20 protein-coding genes, 1 tRNA gene and 1 pseudogene are annotated in these 21692 nt (G+C 66.8%); 10 read left to right on the forward strand and 12 right to left on the reverse strand.

Features of this window, described 5'->3' with window-relative positions; genetic code table 11:
* Positions 1-16 precede the first annotated feature (16 nt).
* Positions 17-874 carry a peptidylprolyl isomerase gene (locus tag B0684_RS12210; protein WP_018649822.1) on the reverse strand — a complete coding sequence of 286 codons (858 nt, stop codon included), beginning with the start codon at positions 872-874 and terminating at the stop codon, positions 17-19.
* Positions 874-1170: a YciI family protein gene (locus tag B0684_RS12215; protein ID WP_018144390.1), complete on the reverse strand. Its 297-nt coding sequence runs from the start codon at positions 1168-1170 to the stop codon at positions 874-876. The genes B0684_RS12210 and B0684_RS12215 overlap by 1 nt, the downstream gene beginning before the upstream one ends.
* Positions 1171-1298: 128 nt before the next feature.
* On the opposite strand from B0684_RS12215, the gene B0684_RS12220 reads away from it, so the two are divergent.
* Genes B0684_RS12220 through scpB form a run of 5 tightly spaced genes read left to right on the forward strand, consistent with a single transcriptional unit; the run spans position 1299 to position 6216 of the window.
* On the forward strand, positions 1299-1913 hold the full coding sequence (locus B0684_RS12220; protein WP_018649823.1) for an L-threonylcarbamoyladenylate synthase: 615 nt from the start codon (positions 1299-1301) through the stop codon (positions 1911-1913).
* A 50-nt stretch (positions 1914-1963) separates the two neighbouring features.
* Complete coding sequence (locus tag B0684_RS12225) at positions 1964-3331, forward strand: DUF945 family protein (protein WP_018649824.1); 1368 nt, start codon at positions 1964-1966, stop codon at positions 3329-3331.
* Between the two features lie 57 nt (positions 3332-3388).
* Positions 3389-4609 (forward strand): tryptophan--tRNA ligase, encoded by a 1221-nt coding sequence (locus B0684_RS12230; protein ID WP_018144387.1) that lies wholly within the window; start codon positions 3389-3391, stop codon positions 4607-4609.
* A 15-nt stretch (positions 4610-4624) separates the two neighbouring features.
* Positions 4625-5494: a segregation and condensation protein A gene (locus tag B0684_RS12235; protein ID WP_018168562.1), complete on the forward strand. Its 870-nt coding sequence runs from the start codon at positions 4625-4627 to the stop codon at positions 5492-5494.
* Positions 5491-6216 (forward strand): SMC-Scp complex subunit ScpB, encoded by a 726-nt coding sequence (gene scpB, locus B0684_RS12240; RefSeq protein WP_018168563.1) that lies wholly within the window; start codon positions 5491-5493, stop codon positions 6214-6216. The genes B0684_RS12235 and scpB overlap by 4 nt, the downstream gene beginning before the upstream one ends.
* Before the next feature lie 2 nt (positions 6217-6218).
* Here the strand turns inward: scpB and B0684_RS12245 are convergent, their stop codons facing one another.
* Complete coding sequence (locus B0684_RS12245; RefSeq protein WP_018649825.1) at positions 6219-7028, reverse strand: FKBP-type peptidyl-prolyl cis-trans isomerase; 810 nt, start codon at positions 7026-7028, stop codon at positions 6219-6221.
* 257 nt (positions 7029-7285) lie between these two features.
* Between B0684_RS12245 and B0684_RS12250 the strand changes: the two genes are divergently transcribed.
* Together B0684_RS12250 and B0684_RS12255 are read left to right on the forward strand one after the other, a co-directional pair.
* Positions 7286-8617 (forward strand): sulfite oxidase, encoded by a 1332-nt coding sequence (locus tag B0684_RS12250; protein WP_018168565.1) that lies wholly within the window; start codon positions 7286-7288, stop codon positions 8615-8617.
* A 9-nt stretch (positions 8618-8626) separates the two neighbouring features.
* Positions 8627-8953, forward strand: a complete 327-nt coding sequence (locus B0684_RS12255) for a hypothetical protein (protein ID WP_018168566.1) — start codon at positions 8627-8629, stop codon at positions 8951-8953.
* Between the two features lie 102 nt (positions 8954-9055).
* On the opposite strand, the gene rlmKL is transcribed toward B0684_RS12255, so the two are convergent.
* From rlmKL to B0684_RS12285, 6 genes are all read right to left on the reverse strand, one after another.
* The gene (gene rlmKL / locus B0684_RS12260; protein WP_018168567.1) at positions 9056-11278 is read right to left on the reverse strand and encodes a bifunctional 23S rRNA (guanine(2069)-N(7))-methyltransferase RlmK/23S rRNA (guanine(2445)-N(2))-methyltransferase RlmL; all 2223 of its coding nucleotides are present in this window, start codon (positions 11276-11278) and stop codon (positions 9056-9058) included.
* Positions 11279-11360: 82 nt separating this feature from the next.
* The gene (locus B0684_RS12265) at positions 11361-12146 is read right to left on the reverse strand and encodes an ABC transporter permease (RefSeq protein ID WP_018168568.1); all 786 of its coding nucleotides are present in this window, start codon (positions 12144-12146) and stop codon (positions 11361-11363) included.
* A gap of 4 nt (positions 12147-12150) precedes the next feature.
* Complete coding sequence (locus tag B0684_RS12270; RefSeq protein ID WP_018168569.1) at positions 12151-13056, reverse strand: ABC transporter ATP-binding protein; 906 nt, start codon at positions 13054-13056, stop codon at positions 12151-12153.
* 135 nt (positions 13057-13191) lie between these two features.
* Positions 13192-13638 (reverse strand): DsrE family protein, encoded by a 447-nt coding sequence (locus tag B0684_RS12275; RefSeq protein ID WP_018649826.1) that lies wholly within the window; start codon positions 13636-13638, stop codon positions 13192-13194.
* Between the two features lie 298 nt (positions 13639-13936).
* Complete coding sequence (locus tag B0684_RS12280) at positions 13937-14383, reverse strand: DsrE family protein (RefSeq protein WP_018168571.1); 447 nt, start codon at positions 14381-14383, stop codon at positions 13937-13939.
* A gap of 205 nt (positions 14384-14588) precedes the next feature.
* On the reverse strand, positions 14589-15440 hold the full coding sequence (locus B0684_RS12285) for a DMT family transporter (RefSeq protein ID WP_018168573.1): 852 nt from the start codon (positions 15438-15440) through the stop codon (positions 14589-14591).
* A 371-nt stretch (positions 15441-15811) separates the two neighbouring features.
* On the opposite strand from B0684_RS12285, the pseudogene B0684_RS12290 reads away from it, so the two are divergent.
* Positions 15812-16658 (forward strand): annotated as a pseudogene (locus tag B0684_RS12290) (NAD(P)-dependent oxidoreductase).
* Positions 16659-16675: 17 nt separating this feature from the next.
* Here B0684_RS12290 and B0684_RS12295 read toward each other — a convergent pair.
* The 3 genes from B0684_RS12295 to B0684_RS12305 all read right to left on the reverse strand — a co-directional run bounded on the left by B0684_RS12295 (position 16676) and on the right by B0684_RS12305 (position 20703).
* The gene (locus B0684_RS12295) at positions 16676-17977 is read right to left on the reverse strand and encodes an NRAMP family divalent metal transporter (protein ID WP_018168575.1); all 1302 of its coding nucleotides are present in this window, start codon (positions 17975-17977) and stop codon (positions 16676-16678) included.
* A gap of 241 nt (positions 17978-18218) precedes the next feature.
* Positions 18219-19772 (reverse strand): membrane-bound lytic murein transglycosylase MltF, encoded by a 1554-nt coding sequence (mltF, locus tag B0684_RS12300; RefSeq protein WP_018168576.1) that lies wholly within the window; start codon positions 19770-19772, stop codon positions 18219-18221.
* 70 nt (positions 19773-19842) lie between these two features.
* Positions 19843-20703 carry a diiron oxygenase gene (locus tag B0684_RS12305; RefSeq protein WP_018649827.1) on the reverse strand — a complete coding sequence of 287 codons (861 nt, stop codon included), beginning with the start codon at positions 20701-20703 and terminating at the stop codon, positions 19843-19845.
* A 111-nt stretch (positions 20704-20814) separates the two neighbouring features.
* On the opposite strand from B0684_RS12305, the gene B0684_RS12310 reads away from it, so the two are divergent.
* Positions 20815-21144, forward strand: coding sequence for a DUF1820 family protein (locus B0684_RS12310; protein WP_018144371.1), 330 nt, complete (start codon positions 20815-20817; stop codon positions 21142-21144).
* A 96-nt stretch (positions 21145-21240) separates the two neighbouring features.
* Positions 21241-21331, forward strand: a tRNA-Ser gene (locus B0684_RS12315).
* Positions 21332-21692 lie beyond the last annotated feature (361 nt).

A 21692-nucleotide genomic window follows, 5' to 3' on the forward strand; every position in this document is an offset into this window, starting at 1 on the left:
ACACAGCGTTCCGGCCTTACTGGTTGGCGGGCCGGGTCGGGATCTCGACGTCGGCGTCTTCGCGCAGCGCCTCCAGATACTCCTGGATGGCGCGGCTTTCGAGGATCTCGATCAGCTCGGCGCGCACGTCTTCCAGTTCCGGGACCGGGGTATCGCGGGTTTCCTCCAGGCGGATGATGTGCCAGCCGAAGCGGCTCTCGACCGGTTCCGCGGTGGTCTCGCCCGGTTCCAGCGCCATGGCCGCCTCGCTGAACGCGGGGACCATCTGTTCCGGGGCGAACCAGCCGAGTTCGCCACCACGGGCCGCCGAGCCCGGATCGGTGGAATGGGCTTCGGCCAGTTCGGCAAAGTCCGCGTCGGCCTCCAGCTCTTCGAGCAGTTCGCGGGCGCGTTCCGCCTCTTCCACCAGGATGTGCCGAGCGCGATATTCGGTACCGCGGATCTGCTCGATCTGGCGGTCGTACTCCGCCTCGAGGTCCGCCTGCGTGATGTCGAGCTCCGCGGTGATGCGCTCCATCAGCAGCGAAGCCAGCAGGTTGGTCTCGACCATGCGCAGGATGCGTCGGGTCTCGGCATCGGTATCCAGCCCGCGGGCGACCGCCTCCTGACGCAGTAGCTCAAGGCTGATGACTTCCTCCAGCGTGCCGTCGCTCGCGGCCGGGCCGGGATCCTCGTCCATGCCGGCGTAGGCGAACAGGTCGGCGCGGGTGATCGCTTCACCGTTGACGATGGCGACGGTATCGGCGTCCCCGGTATCCGTGGTGACGTCGTCACCGGTGAACTCCGGCGTGGCTTGGTCCTGCGTGTCGCAGGCGGCGAGCAGGCCGGCGAGGGCCAGGGCGCTCAGGGCTGTGGTCAGGATGCGCCGCTTCATCAAAACACCTGCTTGAACGGGCGCACGTCGACCGTGGTGTACACGCCGGCCGCCACGTAGGGGTCGGCGTCGGCCCATTCGCGTGCGGCCTCCAGCGAGGGGAACTCCGCGACGATCAGGCTGCCGGTGAAGCCGGCCGGGCCCGGGTCGTTACTGTCGATGGCGGGGCAGGGGCCGGCCAGGATCAGCCGGCCGTCGTCGCGCAGGGCCTGCAGCCGGGCGACGTGTTCCGGGCGCGCGGCCAGGCGCGCATCCAGCGAATCGGGGGCATCCTCGCCCTGGATCATGTACAGCATCGGCATTCTCCTCGGTAAGGGCACCAGTCTAACGATGTCGGCGGCCGGATGCCGTGAAGGGCTCGTTCTTATGGGCGCGCCGATGGATGCGCTACACTGCGCGGCCGATCACCGCACCGACTTGTCCCATGATCTCGATCCACCCCGATAATCCCCAGCCCCGGCTGATACGGCAGGTCCTGGACCAGCTGCAGGAGGGGGCCGTCATCGCCCTGCCGACGGATGCCTGCTATGCGCTGGCCTGCCTGCCGGGCGACAAGACCGGGGCGGATCGCATTCGCCGCATCCGTCAGGTGGACGAGACCCATCACCTGACGCTGTTGTGCCGCGATCTCTCGGAACTGGGCGTGTACGCGAAGGTGGACAACACCGCCTTTCGCCTGATGAAGGCCCTGACCCCGGGGGCCTACACGTTCATTCTGCCCGCCACCCGCGAGGTCCCGCGGCGGCTGCAGCACCCGAAGCGCCGTACGATCGGTATGCGCGTGCCGGCGAGCCCGATTGTCTCGGCGCTGCTGGAAGAGCTGGGGTCGCCGCTGATGTCCGCGACCCTGCAACTCCCCGGGGATGAAGTCCCGTTGAGCGAGCCCTGGGAGATCGAGGAGCGCCTGGGCAAGGTGGTGGATCTGGTGGTTGACGGCGGCGCCGGGACCCTGGAGGCCACCAGTGTGGTGGATCTGACCGGCGACGCGCCCGAGGTGATGCGGCATGGCCTGGGCGACGTGGGATTTCTGGATGAATAGCCCCGGCCGACGGCGGGGATCACGGCGCGGCACGGCCGCAGGGAGGCGCAATGCGTAAGTGGGTGGTTCTTGCGGTGGTGGTGCTGGCAGTGGCGGCCATCTGGCCGGTGGTGGTCGGCACACAGGTCGAGGGTACCGTCGCCGAGACACACGAGGCGCAGCTTGGCGAGGTGTATCTGCGTCACGAGATGCTCGAATACGAGCGCGGCTACCTGGCCGCCAGCGGTCGCAGTCGGCTGATCCTGGAGGATGCCGACGGGCGCTTCGAGATCCCCCTGGTACACGCTGTGCGCCATGGCCTGCTGGGGGCGCGCGGCGATTCCTTCGTGGATCTGGATACCCTGGCCGCCCCGGACGACTCGCTGCTCGCCCATCTGTTGCGCTCGCTGGATCTACAGGTGCATTCGCGCTCGGGGATCGGCGGTGGCGTGACCACCCGCATTGCGTTCGATGACCTGCGCATGGATCTGATGAGCGTGCCCGAGGTGTCCGAACACGCCGCTACGGTGGGCGGCCCGTTGTGGCTGGATCTTGCGGCGGGTCAGGGGCGCTTCGCCTGGTCGTCCGAGCAGATCCTGGTGAGCCTGGACCTGCCGGAAACGAGATTGTCCGATGCCAGCTTCTCGTGGGAGGCGCGCGAGGCACGTTATGCCACGGTTTTCGAGGCCGATGCCGACGGGGTCTTCGGGCGGCTGCCGGACTACGAAGGCGGCCTGGCGGCGGCCGTGATCGAACTGCGTGAGGGCGAGGCGACCCGCCTTCACCTGGAGCGCCCCCGCCTCGACGCCTTCCAGCATACGAACAACGACCGCATGGACTCGCGCCTGCGGCTGCAGGTCGATCACGCCCGGGTGGATGATGGCGCGGGGGATGCCCTGACGCTCACGGCCCTGGACCTGCAGGCGGCGATCCTGCGCTGGGACCGTCCCAGCATGCTGCAGTTTCTGGCCGAGCTGGAAGCGGTCGACGCGCGCGGCATTGAGGGCGAGCAGCGCAATGCCCTGATCGGTTCGGCGATGATCGATGCCCTGGGCGGCATGATTGAACACCAGCCGGCGATCCAGTTGCGGGCGTCGCTGAACGACGAGCCGCCCCGGCAGGTCGCGCTGGACGCCGAGCTCGGCCTGCATGGCACGCAGCAAAGTCTGACGACCCGCCCGCTGGAGACCCTGCGGCTGGACAGCGATCTGCGACTCGGGCTGGAATGGGTGGCCGAATTCGACGCCGCGTATCCCGATATCGACCTGGACGCGCAGTTGCATGCCCTTGCTGCGGATGGCTGGGTCCGTCGCGATGCCGAGGCCGGCTACTGGCACGGCACGCTGGCGATGGCGGACGGCCGCGTGCGCATCAACGACGTAGATCGCACGGCAATGCTTCTGGCCTTGCTGTTCGCCTTCTCCGGCGGCATGTTCTGAGACGACTGACCGGGTGTGGACGCGCCCGTTTTATTCTGAGAGGAAGGGATAGATTCCGTGAGCAGTAACCAGGGTACCAACCAGCGCGTGATCTCCGGCATGCGCCCCACCGGGCGCCTGCATCTGGGCCACTACCACGGTGTGCTGAAGAACTGGATCGAGTTGCAGCACAACTACGAGTGCTTCTTCTTCGTCGCCGACTGGCATGCGCTGACCACCCATTACGAGGATCCGGGTGACCTGCAGCAGCACGTGACCGAGATGGTCATCGACTGGCTGGCGGCCGGAGTGAGCCCGGGTTCCGCTACGCTGTTCGTGCAGTCGCGCGTGCCGGAGCACGCCGAGCTGCATCTGCTGTTGTCGATGATTACCCCGCTCGGCTGGCTGGAGCGGGTACCGACCTACAAGGATCAGCAGGAGCAGCTGCGCGAGAAGGACCTGGCGACCTACGGATTCCTCGGCTATCCGGTGCTGCAGAGCGCCGACGTGCTGGCCTACCGCGCCGGCATGGTCCCGGTGGGCGAGGACCAGGTATCGCACCTGGAGGTCACGCGCGAGATCGCGCGGCGCTTCAATCACCTCTACGGCCGCGAGCCCGGCTTTGCCGAGAAGGCCGAGGCGGCCGCCGACAAGATGGGCAAGAAGGCCGCCAAGCGCTACCGCGACCTGCGCAAGCGGTTTCAGGAGCAGGGCGAGGAAGAGTCGCTGGAGGTTGCCCGGGCCATGCTCGATTCGCAGCAGAACATCTCGCTGGGGGATCGCGAGCGCCTGTTCGGCTACCTCGAGGGTGGCGGCAAGATCATCCTGCCGGAGCCGCAGCCGCGCCTGACCCCGGCCTCGAAGATGCCGGGCCTGGACGGGCGCAAGATGTCCAAGAGCTACGGCAACACCATCAGCCTGCGCACCGAGCCGGCCGAGGTGGAGAGCCTGATCCGTACCATGCCGACGGACCCCGCGCGGGTGCGGCGCACCGATCCGGGGGATCCGGAAAAGTGTCCGGTATGGGATCTGCACAAGGTCTACACCGACGCGAGCCAGCGCGAGGAGCTGCACGCCGGCTGCACCACGGCGGGCATCGGCTGCCTCGACTGCAAGCGCCCGCTGATCGAGGCGGTGCAGGCCGAGCTGGAACCCATCCAGCAACGCGCGAAGGAATACGCCGAGGATCCGGCGCTGGTGCGCTCCATCATCGTCGAGGGCTCCGAGGCCGCCCGCGAAGAGGCCCGCGAGACCCTGGAAGAGGTGCGCCGGGCCATGGGCCTGGACTACCTGCGATGAGCCAGAGTCTGAGGCATGGACCCGTACGCTGACTCGAGCGACGACCTCGAGCGCCCCGCGACCGTCGAGACCGGCGCGCACGGGGAGGTGCTTTATCGTGTGCATGGCGAGCCGGTGGCGGAGCTGCCGGCCGATCTCTATATCCCGCCCGACGCCCTGGAGGTCTTTCTCGACTCCTTCGAGGGGCCGCTGGATCTGTTGCTGTACCTGATCCGTCGCCAGAACCTCGACATCCTGTCGATCCCCATCGCCGAGATCACTCGGCAGTACATGGGCTATATCGAGGTAATGCAGGCCCTGCGCCTGGAGCTGGCGGGGGAGTATCTGGTGATGGCCGCCCTGCTGGCCGAGATCAAGTCGCGCATGCTCCTGCCGCGGCCGAAGGAGGCCGAGGCAGACGAGGATGCCGACCCGCGCATGGCGCTGATCCGGCAGCTGCAGGAATACGAACAGTTCAAGATCGCCGCCGAACGAGTGGATGCCCTCCCGCGCATGGATCGCGATGTGTTCGCCGCCGGCGCCAGCGTCGAGGCGCTCGAGGGCCCACCGCCGCCCGGGCCGACGCTGGACGAGCTCATGGAGGCACTGGCGGCGGTGATGCACCGTGCGAGTCTGATGGCGCACCATCATGTCTCCACCGAGCAGCTGTCGGTGCGCGAACGCATGTCGAACATCCTCGACAGCCTGCATCCCGAACGCTTCACCGATTTCGTGACCCTGCTTCTGGCTACCGAGGGGCGCCAGGGAGTCGTGGTGTCGTTCCTGGCGGTGCTGGAGCTGACCAAGGCCGGCCTGATCGAGTGGGGCCAGAGCGAACCCTACAGCCCTATCCGGTTGCGCCGGCGTGGGGCGCCCGTGGGAGACGAAGGGGGAGAATCGGCGTGAGCGTAACCACTGTATCGGATGTGCAGGTGTCTGCCGCGGCCGTTGATGACGCGCAGTTGCGGGCCGTCGAGCTTGCGGTGGAGGCCGTGCTGTTTGCGGCCGCGGAACCGGTGGGGCCGCGCGACCTGAAGGCTGCCTGCGAGGACCTTGGCGAGATCGATCAGGCCTTGCTGGAACGGGCGCTTGGTCGTCTGCAGGAACGCTATAACGATCGTGCGATCGAGCTGGTGCGCTCCGCTGGCGGGTATCGCTTCCGCGTGCGTTCGCGCTTCTCCGCGGCCGTTCGGGCGGCTCAGCCCGAGCGCCCGGCGCGGCTGTCACGGGCCCTGCTGGAGACGCTGGCGATCATCGCCTATCGCCAGCCGGTCACCCGCGCCGAGATCGAGGCCGTGCGCGGGGTGGCAGTCAGTACCGGGATCATGCGCACGCTGCAGGAACGCGAGTGGGTACGGGTGGTGGGGCACAAGGAGGTGCCGGGCCGCCCCGCGCTGTACGCGACCACCCGCAGCTTCCTCGACGACCTGGGCCTGCAGCGCCTGGAGGAACTGCCGCCGCTGGATCAGATCCGCGACCTCGCGGATGTGGCCTCCGACGCGGGCCTTAGCCTGTCGCCACCGGACGCGAAAGAAGACGCCGGTCCGGGCACGAGCCCGCATCTCGATTTCGATGACGGGGATGCCGATCCGGATCCGGAGCCGGCACCCCCGACGCACTCACTCTGAGATCAGCACTGGGCCGTTTCGGTGGTTTCCGGGCAGTCCTGCTGCACCAGGCGGTCGTCGTCCAGCCATTCCATGATGCCGTCGGTCACGTTGTAGACGTTCTCGTAGCCAAGGCCGTCGGCCAAAGCGCGGGCGAGGGCGCCGGTGCGGTTGCCTACGCGGCAGATCAGCACGACTTCCTCGTCCGGCTTGACCAGGTTGGTGAACTGCTCGCCAAAGGTCGGGTTGAGCTCGCCATTCTCGTCGAAGGCGGTAATGCGGTAGCTGCCCTCGATCACGCCGGTCTCCGCCCATTCGTCCGGACGGCGGATGTCGACGATGGTTGCGCCCTCGCGGATCTTCTCGGCCAGGCCTTCGTTGTCCAGGCCGCTAAAGGGCGCGCGTTCGACGTCGAGGATCTCGACCTCGAAGCGCAGGGTCGCGTTGGACGGGATGATGTTGCCGGCCCCGCGTTCGCCATAGCCGAGTTCCGGCGGGATGACGATCTCGCGCTTGCCGCCTTCGCGCATGCCCATCACGCCCTGTTCGAAGCCCGGGATCACCTGGCCCGCGCCCAGCGTGAGCGCAAATGGCGCGCCGGACTCGCGGCTGGAATCGAACACGCTCCCGTCCTCTTCCAGCGACCCGGTGTAATGCAGGATGGCCGTGTCATGCCGCACGATCCCGGGTCCTTCGCCGGCTTCGATTTCGTGGATCTCGATGGATGCTGCGGGCTCCGCGCTGGCAATGCCGCCTGCGAGCAACGAGCCGATCAGCGCCACTGTAAATATAATAAAACCGGAATATGCGGAATTACAAAAAGTGATCTTCATTGTGTAGCTTCCGTTTATATTAAAAAGGGTTAATAAAAGCCTGTGATCAGCAAGTTGCGAGATCCAATGGGGCCCTATTCTACACCGCATATCGATGATCGAATACAGGCGTTATGTAGAAGTTTCTGGATCTTGTAAAAAATCCCCATTTTTTATTGCAGGCTTTGAAGGCGTTTGCTACAACTCCAAGTGGCTGTCCCAGGGAGAGAGGGGCAGTACATGAGATTTTGTTCCGAGAACAAGCCGGAGGCAGGCAAATGACTGACCACAAGAACGATGGTTCCGAGATGGACCGCAAGTCCGAAGAAGAAACCCGGGAGACCGAACAGCTGACCGAGACGGGCGCCGCCCGTCGCGGTTTCCTGGGTCGCCTGGGCAAGGGCGGTGCCGCCCTGGCCGTGATGGGTCTGGGCGCGGAAACCGCCATGCAGACCATGTTCCAGCGCAGCACCCTGTCCAGTGCCGTGGCCGCCGGCATCGAGGGCTTCCACGTGGATGGCAAGGTGGACGGCTTCATCTGGCTGAATGACCGCCCGATCAACGGTGAACTGCCGCCGCACCTGCTGCACGACGAAGTGACCCCGTTCCCCAATATGTTCATCCGCAACAACGGCGTTCCTCCGGAGAAGGCCGGGATCGACGCATCTGCATGGACCCTGACGGTCCACGGCGAAGCGGCGAACGAGGAGAAGTCCTACACCATCGCGGACCTCAAGGAGAAGTTCGAGCACCACACCCTGCAGATCTGGATCGAGTGTGGTGGCAACGGGCGTGCCGCGTTCGAGCCGTCCCCGCGCGGTAACCAGTGGGATCTCGGTGCGGTCGGCTGCCCGACCTGGACGGGTGTGCGTCTGCGCGACGTGCTGGAAGACGTCGGTTACGACGCCGACAAAGCCGAGTACATTGGCTTCAAGGCGGGTGACGCGCACCTGAGCGGCCGTGATGATCTGGATGCGCTGTCGCGTGGCTGCCCCATGCGCAAGGCCGTGGAAGACGAGACCCTCATTGTCTGGGCGATGAATGGTGAAGACATCCCGGAACAGCACGGCTATCCGCTGCGCCTGATCACCCCGGGCTTCCCGGGTTCCGCCAGCGGCAAGTGGCTGACCGAGATCCTCGTCCGTGATCGCGAGCATGACGGTCAGGGCATGACCGGCCACAGCTATCGCGTACCGCGTCATCCGGTGGAGCCGGGTGCCGACGTCCCGAACGAGGACATGGTCGTCCTCGAGGAAATGCCGGTGAAGTCCCTGATCACCTATCCGCAGACCGGTGCCGAGACCTCCGTTGGCAGTACGCTGAAGGTTGCGGGCAAGGCCTGGGATGGTCACGGCGATGTCGAGGAGCTTCATGTCTCGACCGACTTCGGGGTGACCTGGCAGAAGGCCGACCTGAAGCGTCCGGTGAACAAGTTCGCCTGGCAGACCTGGGAAGCGGATATCGAGTTCTCCGAACCCGGTTTCCATCAGGTGTGGGCCGTGGCCACCAACAGCAAGGGCGATCGTCAGCCGATGGTGCTGCCGGGCTGGAACCCGCGGGGCTACGGCAACAACAAGGCCCACCACATCGATGTCCGCGTCAAAGCGTAAGGAGCACCAATGAAGCCGAAGATGGTCCTGTTGTTGCCGGCCATCCTCGGCCTCCTCTGGGGGGCGCCTGCATTGTCGGGCGACCACGTCGAGGCTGCCGAGGAGTACAAGACCGACTCGGAAACCGGGCTGATCAAGGCCCCGGGATTCGATACGGTCAAGAACAATTGCACGGTATGTCACTCGGCCCGGTTGTTCACCAGCCGTGGGTACACGCGCAAGATCTGGCTGGAACAGATCCGCTGGATGCAGGACACCCAGGGGCTCTGGGAGTTCTCCCCCGAAGTGGAGGAGGAGATCCTGGATTACCTGGAAACCTTCTACCCACCGCGTTGATCGTGACACGGTGAAGACAAAACGCCCCGGGGTTTCCCGGGGCGTTTTTGTGTGTGTGCCCTGTGCAGGGCTGGGCGCCGTTGCCCTCGGCGGCCAGCCCCTCTAGCCGCGGCCTGCGTGCGTGATGGCCCAGCAACGATGGGGCGGGGGCGGGCGTCGGTAGTCCTCGTCCAGCGTCTCGCGCGTGATGTCGCGGGCCTCGAGTCCGGTCAGGGCCTCGTGGTCCAGCTCGAAGCGGCGGCGGTTGGTGGAGAAGTAGAGCACGCCATCCGGGGTGAGCAGGCGCGCGGCCAGGAGGATCAGGTGGGCATGGTCGCGCTGCACCTCGAAGTCGTCCTCGGTGCGCTTGGAGTTGGAGAAGGTGGGCGGGTCCAGGAAGATCCGCTCGAACACCATGCCGGGGGTGTCCGTGGCCCCTTCCAGCCAGTGGATCACGTCCTCGCGCAGCAGGGCGTGGGTGCCGGGCTGGCGCCGGCTGCGGCCATCGCGGATCTCGGCCTCCAGACCGTTGGCGCGGAAGTTGTCCTCGGCCCACTCCAGGTAGGTGTTGGACAGATCGACTGATACGGTCTGGCGTGCGCCGCCCACCGCGGCATGCACGCTGACCGCGGCGGTGTAGCAGAACAGATTCAGCAGGCGCAGGCCACGGCATTCCTGTTGCAGGCGCAGTCGCATCGGCCGGTGGTCCAGGAACAGCCCGCTGTCGAGGTAGGCATCCAGGTCGACCCACAGGCGGCAGCCGTGCTCGTGCACCGGAAACGGAGCGGGCTGGGCGGTCTCCGCGCGCTGGTACTGCGAGCGTCCCTTCTGTGCCCGGCGCTGCTTGTAATGCAGGTGGGCGGGCTCGACGCCGGTAACCTCCAGCATCGCGGCCAGTGCGCCGCGCAGACGCGCCTCGGCGCGTGCGGGATCGACGCTGGCGGGCGCGGCAAACTCCTGCACATGCAGGTGAACCGTGCCGTCCTCGGCCTCGTAGCGGTCGATCTGCAGGGGGTATTCGGCCAGATCCGTGTCGTAGATGCGATAGCAGGTGATCTCCTGGCGCCGCGCCCAGCGAGCCAGGTGACGCAGGTTCTTCTGCAGGCGGTTGGCGAAATCCGGCGCCGGGGCCGCGGCCGGCTCGTCGCGCCGATGGATCTCGAACTGCAGCAGGTGGCAGGCAAGGGTGCCGTTGTAGAAGCGGTGCTTGTGGCTGGCGCGCAGGCCCAGGCGTTGCGAGTCGGTGGTGTCCGCCACCAGCAGGGCGACATGCCAGCCGCCGAAGGCGCTGCGCAGGCGCTCGCCCAGCAGGCTGTAGAGCTTGATCAGTTCCGGGGTGTTGCCGATGCGCTCGCCGTAGGGCGGGTTGCTGACCAGCATGCCGTGGTCGGCCGGGGGCTCCAGGGTCAGGGCCTCGGCCTGCTCGAAGCGCGTGCAGTCGCGCACGCCGGCGGTCTGGGCCGCCTTGCGGGCGGCGGCCACCGCCCCCCGGTCGCGGTCGCTGCCCCGCAGCGGCGGGCCCTGCCAGGGGCGCACCGCGTCCCGCGCCTCGGCCACGCAGCGGTCCCAGAGCCCGGCATCGTGGCCGGACCAGCCGTGGGGGCGGAAACCCTCGCGCAGCAGGCCGGGGGCGGTACGGGTGGCCATCAGGGCGGCTTCGATCACCAGGGTGCCGCTGCCGCAGAAGGGGTCGAGGAACTGCGCGTCGGGATGGGTCTCCAGGTGTTCCGGCCAGCCGGCACGCATCAGCAGCGCGGCGGCGAGGTTCTCGCGTAGCGGGGCCTCGCCGCCGCTGCCGCGATAGCCGCGACGGTGCAGGCCACCGTTGCCGAGGTCCAGGCTGATCTGGGCCTGTCGGCCCTGCAGTTGCAGCAGCACGCGCACGTCCGGATCGGCGGCGTCCACGTCGGGGCGTTCGCCGGTGGCGTCGCGGAAGGCGTCGGCGATGCCATCCTTCACGCGCACCCCGGCGAAATGGGTATGCCCGATGTGCGAACTCTTGCCGGTCACATCCACCGCAAAGGTGGCGTCGAGCCCGAACAGGGCGGGCCAGTCCAGGGCCCGGCTGGCGACGTAGCAGGCATCGCCGTCGGGTTCGTCGAAGCGTACCAGCGGCAGCAGGATGCGGCTGGCCACGCGGCTGCCGAGCAGGCAGCGGTACAGCGTGGCGAGATCCGCGTGAAAGTGGATGCCGGCGCGGTCTTCGCGCAGGTCCAGGGCACCGAATCCCTCCAGCTCGCGAGCGACCAGCGGGGCGAGCCCGCCGGCGGCCGTGGCCAGATACTCGCGGTGGTCGGCCGTCGGGTCGAAGGGGGCAATCGGTTCGCCGGAGGGAGACTCGGTCATCGTGGGCTCGGGCTGGCTGGGAAGCCCGACATTCTGGCACAACCGGGTGCCGTGCCGGAGCGGGACTGGAGACTCGCGGCGTTCAGCGCAGCAGGCGCCGGCGGATCAGGTAGGTGGCCAGGATGATGGCGCTCCCGCCGTAGGCGGTAATCACGGCCAGGTGCGGCAGCCAGGCCGCGGGCCAGGTGCCGGTCATCAGCGGACGCACGATCTCCAGTACATGCGCCAGTGGCAGGGCCAGGGCCAGGCCCTGCACCCAGCCGGGCAGTTCGGTCAGCGGAAAGAACACCCCGGACAGCAGCAACATCGGCGTGACGGCCAGGGTGAAGTAGTAGAGGAAGAAGTCGTAGCTGCGCGCCAGGGCGGTGATGACCAGGGCCAGCGCGCCGAAGGTGAACGCGGCGAGGAAGATCACCGGCAGCGCGAGCAGGGCGCGGGCATCGGCCACCAGCCCCAGCACGCTGGCGACGATCAGGATGGTAATGGCGCTGATCAGGCCCTTGGTCGCGGCCCAGACGGCCTCGGCGAAGACGATGTCGTCCAGCGTGAGCGGGGTGGCCAGCATGCCCAGCCAGGTGTTCTGTTCCGCCATGCGGGTGTAGGCGGAATACATGCCCTCGAAGCTGGCGGTGAACATCGCGGAGGAGCAGATGATGCCCGAGGCGATGAACACCATGTAGCGCATGCCGTCGAGATCGCCCACCAGGCTGCCGAAGCCGTAGCCGAAGGCCAGCAGATACAGGATCGGTTCGCCGAAATTGCCCAGCATTGAGGGCACGATCAGCTTGCGCCAGACCAGAAGGTTGCGCCGCCAGACGGCGACGAAGCGCAGGCTGGGGCGGGGCAGGATGGGGTGGTCGCCGGACATGGGCTCAGTCCCTCAGCTCGTGGCCGGTGAGTTTCAGGAAGACGTCTTCCAGATCCGCCTCGCGCAGGGTGGGCTCGTGGCCGAGCGCGCGCAGGCGCTCGCGCAGCCGGTCCGGCTCGGCGGTGTAGACCAGCCAGGTGTCGGCGACCTGGTGGGCCCGGTCCTTCGGGCCCAGCTCGCGCTGCAGGACCTCGCCGGCGTCCGTGCCGCCAACGGTCAGGACCCAGGGCTCGATGTGTTCCGCGATCAGCCGGCTCGGGGCATCACAGGCGATGATGCGGCCGTGGTCGATGATCGCGATGCGGTCGCACAGTTCCTCGGCCTCTTCCATGTAGTGGGTGGTCAGCACGAGGGTGACGCCCGAGGCGCGCAGCGCCCGAAGCTGGCGCCACAGATGATGCCGGGCCTGCGGGTCGAGACCGGTGGTGGGCTCGTCCAGCACCACCACCTCGGGTTCGTTGATCAGCGCACGGGCCAGGGTCAGGCGCCGCTTCATGCCGCCGGACAGGGCATTGATGCGCGCGCCGCGCTTGTCGTTCAGGTTGACCTGCGCCAGTAGCCGGTCGATGCGCGAATCCACCTCCGGCCCGGCCATTCCGAAATAGGCGGCGTAGGTGCGCATGTTCTCGATCACCGTGAAGTCGGGATCGAGGGTGTCGAACTGGGGCACGATGCCGAGGCGTTCGCGCACGGCGCGTTCGCCTTCCGGCATGGGCAGGCCCAGGACCTCGACCTGCCCGCCGTCGATCGGCGTCATGCCCAGCAGCATGCGCAGGGTGGTGGTCTTGCCAGCACCGTTGGGACCCAGCAGGCCGAAGAACTCGCCGGGGGCAATCTCCAGATCCACGCCGTCCACGACCGCAACGCCGTCGTACGCCTTGTACAGCTGCTGAATGCGGATGGCGGACACGGCGGGACTCGTGGCGGATGGAGAGTGCATACCATACCGATTCGCGGCGGCACCCCCAATGTCCCCCTGTGATGCCATGAAAAAGGCCCGGATCTCGCGATCCGGGCCGATCTTTCGGCACGTTTTCGGAATCTGTTAGGGCCGGCTGTAGGTATAGCCCTGGTGTTGCAGCCAGGAGATGCGCGCCACGCCGCTCGGGATTACGTCGTCTTCGGAGGCGTCGAAGAGTTCTTCGAGGGCGATATTGCGTCCGCGCAGGGTGTTCGCACAGACCTGGAACTCCACGTTCTGCATCTTTAGGTTCTCGATGCGGCCGCGCAGGTTCTCGTTGGTGTTGGCAGTTTGCAGCAGCCCGAGGCCGTCCCCGTGCATCACCACCTTGATCTCCATGTTGTCGGCGCCCACGGCGTTGATATGGTTCTGGATGTTGCCCATCGCGGCCATGTAGCGCCGCTCGTCGTCGTAGTTCACGTGGTAGATCACTTTGTGCGTGCCATAGTCGAAGTCGCTCGCGGCCGCCAGGCCGGGGATGCCGAGCACCATGGCGAGCAGGGCGGGAAGGAGCAGTTTCATTGCGTTCATTGCACAGGTTCCTCCTGAAACAACAACGAACCCGGGCGGGTTTGAGGTGCGCCACGGGGCCTTGCGCCGGGGTTGGCGCGCTGCGATCGGGGACTTCGCGGTGAAGGCGATCGACAGGTATGAGTAAGACGCATCAGCCATGCGCCTATTCCCGTCTGCAGCGCCACAAAAAGGGTCATGTGCCGTGTAGGGCGGGTTTACGAGAGGAGTCTAGTTGCACAAAGAAAAGGGCCCGGGAGACCCGGGCCCGAAGCGACGACCGGGAGATGGCGGTCGCCGGGTCCTTGCTGCAGGGGTATTACGGACGCACGTAGGTGTAGCCCTGCTGCTGCAGGTGCGACAGGTGGGCCACACCGCTCGGGATGATGTCGTCCTCGGACGCGTCGTAGAGATCGTTGGCGACATCGATGTTCCGGCCAACGACGGTGTTGTTGCACACCTGGAAGTCCACGTCCTGCATCTTCAGCTGATCGACGAAGGCCTTCAGGTCCTCGTTCGACTTGGCGTGCTGCAGCAGGCTGAGCCCGTTGCCGTGCATCACGACCTTGATGCTCATGCGGTCGGCGCCCACGGCGTTGATGTGGTTCTGGATGTTGCGCATCGCGCCGATCTGCCGCTGTTCGTTGTCGTGGTTCACGTGATAGACGACTTTCTGCTCGGAATAGTAGCTATCCGCGAGGGCGGTACCCGGCAGGGCGAATACGGCGGCGGCCATGGCCAGCGGAAGGATGAAGCGTTTGTTCATGATCGGGCTCCTGCGTTTGTTCCCGTGTTTTGTTTTCGATACGCCCGGGGCGTATGCCGCGTTGCAATCAGAGACCGGATCCAGGGCGGCGTCCATGCCTCTGGTGTCCGGTTATGGGTAAGACGGGAACCGTTGGCGATTATTCCGATCAAATGCAAGATAAGCATTTGATATAAAGTCGAAAATTAGAATATTAGAGTGAGCTTTATTGGTGCATTGCCCAGGTTGCATGCACGGCCAGGGTGAGCAGGACCAGGCCGCCGGCCAGTAGCGTGAGGGTGCCGGGGGCCTCGGCCAGGAACAGCCAGACCCAGAGGGTGCCGAACACCGCCTCCAGCACCAGGAACAGGGCTACCTCGCCGGCCGGCAAAAAGCGGGTCGACAGGGCGATCAGGGTCAGCGCCAGGGGGAGCTGGACGAGGCCCATGATCGCCAGGACTGCGAGGCTGTCGAGCCCGACCGCGAGTGGCGTCGCCAGCGGCCATGCGATCAGCGCGGCCAGCATCCCGCCCGCCGCGATCACGGCCAGCCGGTCCACTCGGGGCGCGCGGCGCAGCAGGGTCAGGTTGATGCCGACCACCAGGGCCGCCAGCAGCGCCAGGGCGTCGCCCAGCCAGCCCCCGGCCTCCAGCGAGCCGGCCAACACCACGGCAATCCCGCCGATACAGATCAGCATGGCGATCCAGGTCCGCAGTGGCACCCATTCGCGCAGCAGCAGTCCGGAGAACACGGCCGCGAACAGCGGCGAGGCCGCCAGGATGACCACCACGTTGGCGACCGTGGTGTGCAGGATGGCGAGTACGAACAGGATGGTGGTCGCCGCGAACCCGGCCGCGACCCAGCCGGCATCGCGCCCGCCCAGTCGCAGGTGGGTCCAGGCCCAGCGCCCGTCGAGGATCCGCAGCAGCAGGGTCAGGGCGAGGGCCATCAGCAACCCGCGCCAGAAGACGATATCCATGCCCTGGGTGTTGGCCAGGCGCACCAGCAGTCCGTCGAAGCTGAGCGCCATCACGCCGGTGAAGGCGAGCAGGGAGCCGTGCAGGTGTTCGCGTTGCATGATCCGGTTCACCCTCCATGTGCCGCGGGTTCGACGGGATTGCTGGGGAAACACGCAGCAATGTAACCACTCGCGTGGGTGCCCCAGGTTTTCCGAGACTAGGCGTGACGCGTGGCGGGTAGGGGTTCTACTCGCCCGTTCTCGATCTATTCGGGGCGCAACGCAGCACCGGGGAACCTGGGGCACCAACCCAAGGGCCTCGGCCGCCCGTTGTTGATGAAAACAGGCGCGCGAATGGCGTTGCGGGTCGCATATGCAGCTCGGCTACACTGCGCCCACCGCGCCTTGTTCGCACGCAGAAGCGACTCGAGCGCGCGTGGTTGCATTGCTCGGTGTTTCCCTTGTGCCCGATATTGTTCCAGGAGAGTCGCATGTCCGTATCCAGCCTGCCGCCCGAACTCCAGCCGATCGGGGCCATTGGCCTCGGCATCATGGGGGCGCCCATGACCCGCAACCTCCTCGCCGCCGGGGCCGACGTCCAGGTCTGGGCGCGCCGGCCGGAGACGGCGGAAGCACTCGCGCAGGATGGGGCGCAGCCATGCACGAGCCTCCCGGAGCTGGTTCGCGGCGTGAGGGTGCTGGTGCTGAATGTCTCCGATACGCCGGATGTCGAGGCGCTGATGCTGGGGCCGGACGGGGTCCTGGAGCACGCCCGCCCCGGCCTGATCGTGATCGATCACAGCACCATCGACCCGATGCGCACCCGCGCCATCGCCCGCGCGGGCCGGGACGCTGAGCCTGATGGTGGGCGGGCCGGTCGATGTTGTCGAGAGGCTGCGACCGATCTTCGAAGTGGTGGGCTCCACCCTGACCCACGTGGGCGACAGCGGCGCGGGGCAGATCGCCAAGGCCTGCAACCAGCTGGTGGTGGGCGAGACCCTGGTCGCGGTGGGCGAGGCCTTTGCCCTGGCGGAGCAGTCCGGTGTCGACCCGGCGCGGGTGCGCGAGGCGCTGATGGGCGGGTTTGCCTCTTCGCGCATCCTCGAGGTGCACGGGCAGCGCCTGCTGGACGGCGACTTCGAGCCCGGGTTCCAGGTCGGCCTGTACCACAAGGATCTGGGGATTATCGCCGATCTGAGCCGCGACCTCGGGCTGGCGACGGAGGGGCTCACGCCTGTGCGCGAGGCCGTGGATGCGGCGCTCGAGGCCGGACAGGCGCGGCACGACGTGGCCATCCTGGCGCGATTCTGTGTGCGTGCCAGCGAACCGGCTGCCTGACGAGCTGCCCCGGCGCTTCAGAGCCCGAAGCGCCAGACCAGCCAGGCCAGCGAGAACCCGCCGAGGAAGACGAGGCCGGCCCAGGCCAGGCCACGCAGGCCGGGACCCGGTTTCGCGGCGGCCGGCACGTCCGGTGACATCACCGCGCGGAAGGTGAGCCAGGCGAGGATCGGAGCGGACAGGAACGACAGGGTGGTGGCGATGTCGACGAAGCGCGTGAACTGCTCGCCGGCCAGCCAGATCAGGGCCAGCGCTCCGGCCGCGACGATCAGCAGGGCGATGCGATAGCCCCACCAGTCCAGCCCGCGCTCGCCCCGGGGGGCGGGTTCCATGTCCTGCGCCTGGTGGCCGTTCTCTCGCAGGGTGCGGATGATCGCCATGATGACCCGCGGATAGGCGTCGGTGACCGCCAGGGTGGTGGAGAACATGGTGGTCAGTGCCGCGATGGCGATCAGGGATCGGCTCCACTCGCCCAGGCTGTGGGCGTAGAGATCCACCAGCTGCGCCGAAAAGGCGGCGGCCCCCGGGGCGAAACCGACGCCGGTGCCGTACATCAGCAATGCCCCCAGCAGCATGAATGCAAGCGCCAGCAGGGTCGCCCCGAGGTAGCCCAGGCGGAAGTCGAAGACCGCCTCGCGCACGCTGGGATGGTGCCCGGTCATGCGGGCGCGTTCCTGGGTCCAGACCGAGTGCCAGGCGGCGACATCCAGCGGGATCGGCATCCAGCCGAGCAAGGCCAGAACGAAGGCCAATCCGGCCAGGGTCCACAGGTTCGACCATTCCGGTGCGCCGGATAGGGCCTGCCAGTCCGGCGCTTCCTGAAAGGCGAGCGCGACGGCGACGACGGTGGAGATGCTCAGGGCAGCCATGATGACCTTCATGCCCAGGTCCAGGCCCTTGTAGGCCTCGATCATCAGGAACCCGATACAGGCGGCCAGGATCAGCGCGGACAGTGCGACCATCGACAGGTCCAGCCCGAACACCAGCGCGAACAGGCCTGCGGTGGTCAGCGTCACTACGGCCTGAATGATGAACAGCGTCCCCAGGGTGACGGCGATATAGAGTCCCAGGGCCCAGTTGCCAAGGCGGTGGTAGCCGGTGAGCAGGTTGTGTCCGGTGGCCGCGGCGTAGCGCGGGCCGAATTCCAGGAAGGGGTACTTGAACAGGCAGGCCAGCAGCACGATCGGGATCAGCAGCAGACCGTATTCGGCCCCGCCCCGGGTGGCCTGGACCAGATGCGAGACGCCCACCGCCGCTCCGGCCATCAGCAGGCCCGGTCCGATGGCGGCGCGCAGGGAGGCGCGGGTGGTAGCGGTCATGGGCCTGGGTCCGGGGGTAAGGGTGTGGGGGTACGGATTCTAGGGAAACACTGATCAATGTACACGTGCGTTTGGGTGTCCCATGTTCCCGATCCTGCCTCGGTTCTGATGGATGGACAGCGGATCGCAGGACGCCAAGGCCCGCACAGCGCGCCTTGTCTCGAGAAACTTGGGGATCAACGCGACTCATCAGCGTCGCCCAGGGAAGACGAGGGCGTGCCCTGACCGCGCCCGCCACGCTTCAGAGCGATAGCGGGACGCGACGGTAGACTTGCGGTGCGTTGGGGATATGGTCGCTGCTTGCGGGGAAGCGCTGGATCAACTTGTCGTAATAGCTGCGAATGTTCTGCACGTAGAGCACCGGCTCCCAGCCGCGGGCGTAGCCATAGCGGGTTTGCTCATGCCATTCGCGTTCCGCCAGGCGTGGCAGCCACTGCATTACGTCCAGCCAGCGATCCGGATCGTCGCCGTTGGCATCGGCCAGGCGCCGGGCGTCATGCAGGTGCCCCAGCCCCACGTTGTAGGCCGCCAGCGTCATCCAGGTGCGGTCCGGTTCCGGGATGCGTTCCGGTAGGCGCTCACGCAGGTCCAGCAGGTAGCGGGTGCCGCCGTCGACGCTGGATGCCGGATCGGTGCGGTCCTCGACGCCGAGGCCGGACGCGGTGTTCTGGGTCAGCATCATCAGCCCGCGCACCCCGGTGGGGGAGATGGCCTCCGCGTTCCAGTGAGACTCCTGGTAGGCCACCGCGGCGATGAAGCGCCAGTCCAGGCCGTATTCGGCGCCGGCGCGTTCGAACAGGCCGCGAAAGCGATCCAGCTGGTTATCCACGCGCCGGGCGAAGGTCAGGGCGTCCACCAGGTCGTGGGTCTCCAGATGGCCCAGGTAGCGGTCGATCATCAGTTCCAGGTCACGGTTCCCTCGCAGGCGGTCAATGTAGGCCTCCGCCGCGTCGATCAGGCTGCGGTCGAAGCCGGCCGGGAACAGCCAGGTGACGGCCACCCCGCGCTCGAATTCATAGGCGGTACGCAGATCGGGATGCAAGCGTTGCAGCCGGCCGAACTCCAGGGAGCTCATCAGGGCATAGTCGATTTGGCCCGCGGCCAATGCCTGGCGTTGCGCTTCGGCGGTCCCGATGGGTACCAGCTCGACCGGCGGGTCTCGCGGCTCGTACCCGAGGGTCTCGAACAGGCCCGGATTCGGGGTCTCGGACTCCGGATCCCCTGCCCGGACCGATACCTGTTGCCTCGCCGCGTCGGCGTGGGCCAGATGGGCCCGCAGGCGTTCCGGCAGCGGCGACTGTGCGGTGAGTCCGAGTCGGGTTCCGGCGGGCAGGCTGGCGAGGGCGGGCAGTGCAGCGGTGGATTCGTTGCCGCGCCAGAAGGCGAGAACCTGCTGGATGGCGAGGATCTCCGGACCGCGTTCGATCGTCGGTTCATCGGGGTCGACCAGCAGCCCGGCGGCCAGGTCCGCCCGGTGTTCGCGCAGGCGGCGGTGGGCCTCGGCGGCGGTCTCCACGCGGGTTACGCGAATGCGCGTGCCCAGTTCCTTCGCGAAGCCATGCAGCAGGGCCAGTTCCAGTTGGTCGTGGCCATTAGTGGCCGCCAGCTCCGAGCGCCCCAAAGGCGCTTCGACCAGCACTACCTGCAGTTCCTCGCGGAAGGTCAATTGCTGCAGGGCCGAGGGCGGCTGGAACCAGACCCGCAGGCCGATCATCACCAGCAATACGATGAACACGCCGAGCTCGATCTGGCGCCAGGTCGAACTCGGGGGGCGAAGGTGGAGGTGCGGGAACATGACCCGATGATACCCAATCGGCCGTGCAGGCAGTGCTAGCCGACGACCGGCGCAGGGCGAGATGGTGACCCTATCGCCAGTTCAGGACCAGGCCCTGGGCGCGGAGGATCTGCAGTGCGGGGTCGACACAGGTATCGATGAAGGCGGCCCGGCGTGGGTTGTCGCGCGCCAGACGGCGGTAGTGAGGGCCCGCGGGCAGGCCCGCGAGCTGGTAGATATCCGCCGTGGGGTAGTAGAAGGCGTGCACGAACTGGCGGAACACCCGCCGCATCAGCGGGCGATAGGCCGCCTTCTGCCAGGCCGGAAGGGTATCCAGGTAGCTTTCCAGCGTGTCGCGGGCATGTGCCATGTGGCGCGCTTCGTCGATCATGTGGGTGGAGACGACGTCATGCACCGTGGGGCTGATCTGGTCACGGCGCTGGTGGATCAGACGGTTCATCCGGTCCGGGACCTCCTCGCCGATCATCACCGCGATCCAGAAGATCGAGGACTCGAAGGGGGCAAAGCGGCCGACCAGGGTGGCGAGCCTTGGTTTCGGGAAGCGCCGTTCCGGCAGCTCCAGCCCGCTGCGGCGCATGAACTCGATGAACATCAGGCTGTGACCGGCCTCTTCGCGCAGCTCGTGCAGGCGGTAGTTCAGCCGGTCCAGGCGGCCGGTCGAGTGCATGGAGATGCGCGAGATGCGTTCCATGAACAGGCCTTCCAGCCACAGCGCGCCACTGATGAAATAGAGAAATTCGTACTGCGAGAGGCGCCGCTTCTGCTCGCCCGACAGCGCGGAATATTCCGGCGTGCCGAACAGCGAGATGGCCTCTTCCGGGATCCAGTAGTCCTCCGAAGACAGCGCATCCCAGCGAATCCGCGTGAGCGGATCCTGGTACGGCGAGCTGTTGCGGCTCAAATGATCGAGCAGCTCCTGGGAGGAATTCATCGTTGGCGTGCCGGGACCCATGCGGATAACGCCCGGAATCATACCGACTCTGGCGCTCCGGACCAACGCCAACCCGTTGCAATCTGCGGTTGCTCCCCCATGATGGAGCCCATGGACAAGAATCTGCGGTACCGAATCAATTTCCTGAACAACGGAAAAACGTACGAGCTGTACGCCCGTGACGTTTACCAGGACGAGCTTTACGGTTTCGTCACCATCGAGGGCCTGCTGTTCGGCGAGCGCACACAGGTGGTGGTGGACCCCTCGGAGGAGCGCTTGCGCACCGAGTTCGAGGGTGTGGAGCGCTTCCATGTGCCGATGCACGCGTTGATCCGGATCGACGAGGTCACGGCAGTGGGTACCCCGCGCATTCACGATGCGGGAACTGCCGGGGGCAATGTCCACGCTTTTCCCGGTCTGCCGGGCAAGGGCGGTTCCTGATCCCGCAAGCTGCTGTTTTTCGTCCCCTCCATTGCGCCGCTGCCGCGCCTGGTTTAGGATTCCGCGCTTCGTGACCGTCCAGCGGTTGCGGAAAACGGAGAGGTGGCCGAGCGGTCGAAGGCGCACGCCTGGAAAGTGTGTATACGGTAACCCCGTATCGAGGGTTCGAATCCCTCCCTCTCCGCCAGATTCGAGCAAAGGGGCCAGGTTGGCCCCTTTTGCATTTCCAGCCCCTGGCGTATCGGGATTCGAACCCTCGATCGATCAAGGTGATGGTTCGACGGGTGCCGTGCAGCGGCACCTTTTGCATCTGCGGCCTCGGGGATCCTGCTTGTCCGTGGGTGGCTGGGTCCTGGTTCGTCCTCCGGTGTTTACGGTGCCTTCGGTCCGCCGCCTGCCGTGTCGTGGCTGGCCCCGGTTCGTCGTTGGGTGTTTACGGTGCCTTCGTCCGACCGCCTGCCGGGCGCTGACTCGCCAGCGCGCCGCGAGGTACTTTCTTGCTTGCCCAAGAAAGTACCCAAAGAAGGGCACCCGGATTTCGCCCGGGA

It is taken from the genome of Thioalkalivibrio versutus (genome assembly GCF_001999325.1).
GTDB classification, from domain to species: domain Bacteria; phylum Pseudomonadota; class Gammaproteobacteria; order Ectothiorhodospirales; family Ectothiorhodospiraceae; genus Thioalkalivibrio; species Thioalkalivibrio versutus.

Excerpts from the sequence above, each read along its gene's own strand:
- B0684_RS12210 (WP_018649822.1), bottom strand. The coding sequence starts at position 874 with ATGAAGCGGCGCATCCTGACCACAGCCCTGAGCGCCCTGGCCCTCGCC.
- B0684_RS12215 (WP_018144390.1), bottom strand. The coding sequence starts at position 1,170 with ATGCTGTACATGATCCAGGGCGAGGATGCCCCCGATTCGCTGGATGCG.
- B0684_RS12220 (WP_018649823.1), top strand. The coding sequence starts at position 1,299 with ATGATCTCGATCCACCCCGATAATCCCCAGCCCCGGCTGATACGGCAG.
- B0684_RS12225 (WP_018649824.1), top strand. The coding sequence starts at position 1,964 with ATGCGTAAGTGGGTGGTTCTTGCGGTGGTGGTGCTGGCAGTGGCGGCC.
- B0684_RS12235 (WP_018168562.1), top strand. The coding sequence starts at position 4,625 with ATGGACCCGTACGCTGACTCGAGCGACGACCTCGAGCGCCCCGCGACC.
- B0684_RS12245 (WP_018649825.1), bottom strand. The coding sequence starts at position 7,028 with ATGAAGATCACTTTTTGTAATTCCGCATATTCCGGTTTTATTATATTT.
- B0684_RS12250 (WP_018168565.1), top strand. The coding sequence starts at position 7,286 with ATGACTGACCACAAGAACGATGGTTCCGAGATGGACCGCAAGTCCGAA.
- B0684_RS12255 (WP_018168566.1), top strand. The coding sequence starts at position 8,627 with ATGAAGCCGAAGATGGTCCTGTTGTTGCCGGCCATCCTCGGCCTCCTC.
- rlmKL (WP_018168567.1), bottom strand. The coding sequence starts at position 11,278 with ATGACCGAGTCTCCCTCCGGCGAACCGATTGCCCCCTTCGACCCGACG.
- B0684_RS12265 (WP_018168568.1), bottom strand. The coding sequence starts at position 12,146 with ATGTCCGGCGACCACCCCATCCTGCCCCGCCCCAGCCTGCGCTTCGTC.
- B0684_RS12275 (WP_018649826.1), bottom strand. The coding sequence starts at position 13,638 with ATGAACGCAATGAAACTGCTCCTTCCCGCCCTGCTCGCCATGGTGCTC.
- B0684_RS12280 (WP_018168571.1), bottom strand. The coding sequence starts at position 14,383 with ATGAACAAACGCTTCATCCTTCCGCTGGCCATGGCCGCCGCCGTATTC.
- B0684_RS12285 (WP_018168573.1), bottom strand. The coding sequence starts at position 15,440 with ATGCAACGCGAACACCTGCACGGCTCCCTGCTCGCCTTCACCGGCGTG.
- B0684_RS12295 (WP_018168575.1), bottom strand. The coding sequence starts at position 17,977 with ATGACCGCTACCACCCGCGCCTCCCTGCGCGCCGCCATCGGACCGGGC.
- mltF (WP_018168576.1), bottom strand. The coding sequence starts at position 19,772 with ATGTTCCCGCACCTCCACCTTCGCCCCCCGAGTTCGACCTGGCGCCAG.
- B0684_RS12305 (WP_018649827.1), bottom strand. The coding sequence starts at position 20,703 with ATGAATTCCTCCCAGGAGCTGCTCGATCATTTGAGCCGCAACAGCTCG.
- B0684_RS12310 (WP_018144371.1), top strand. The coding sequence starts at position 20,815 with ATGGACAAGAATCTGCGGTACCGAATCAATTTCCTGAACAACGGAAAA.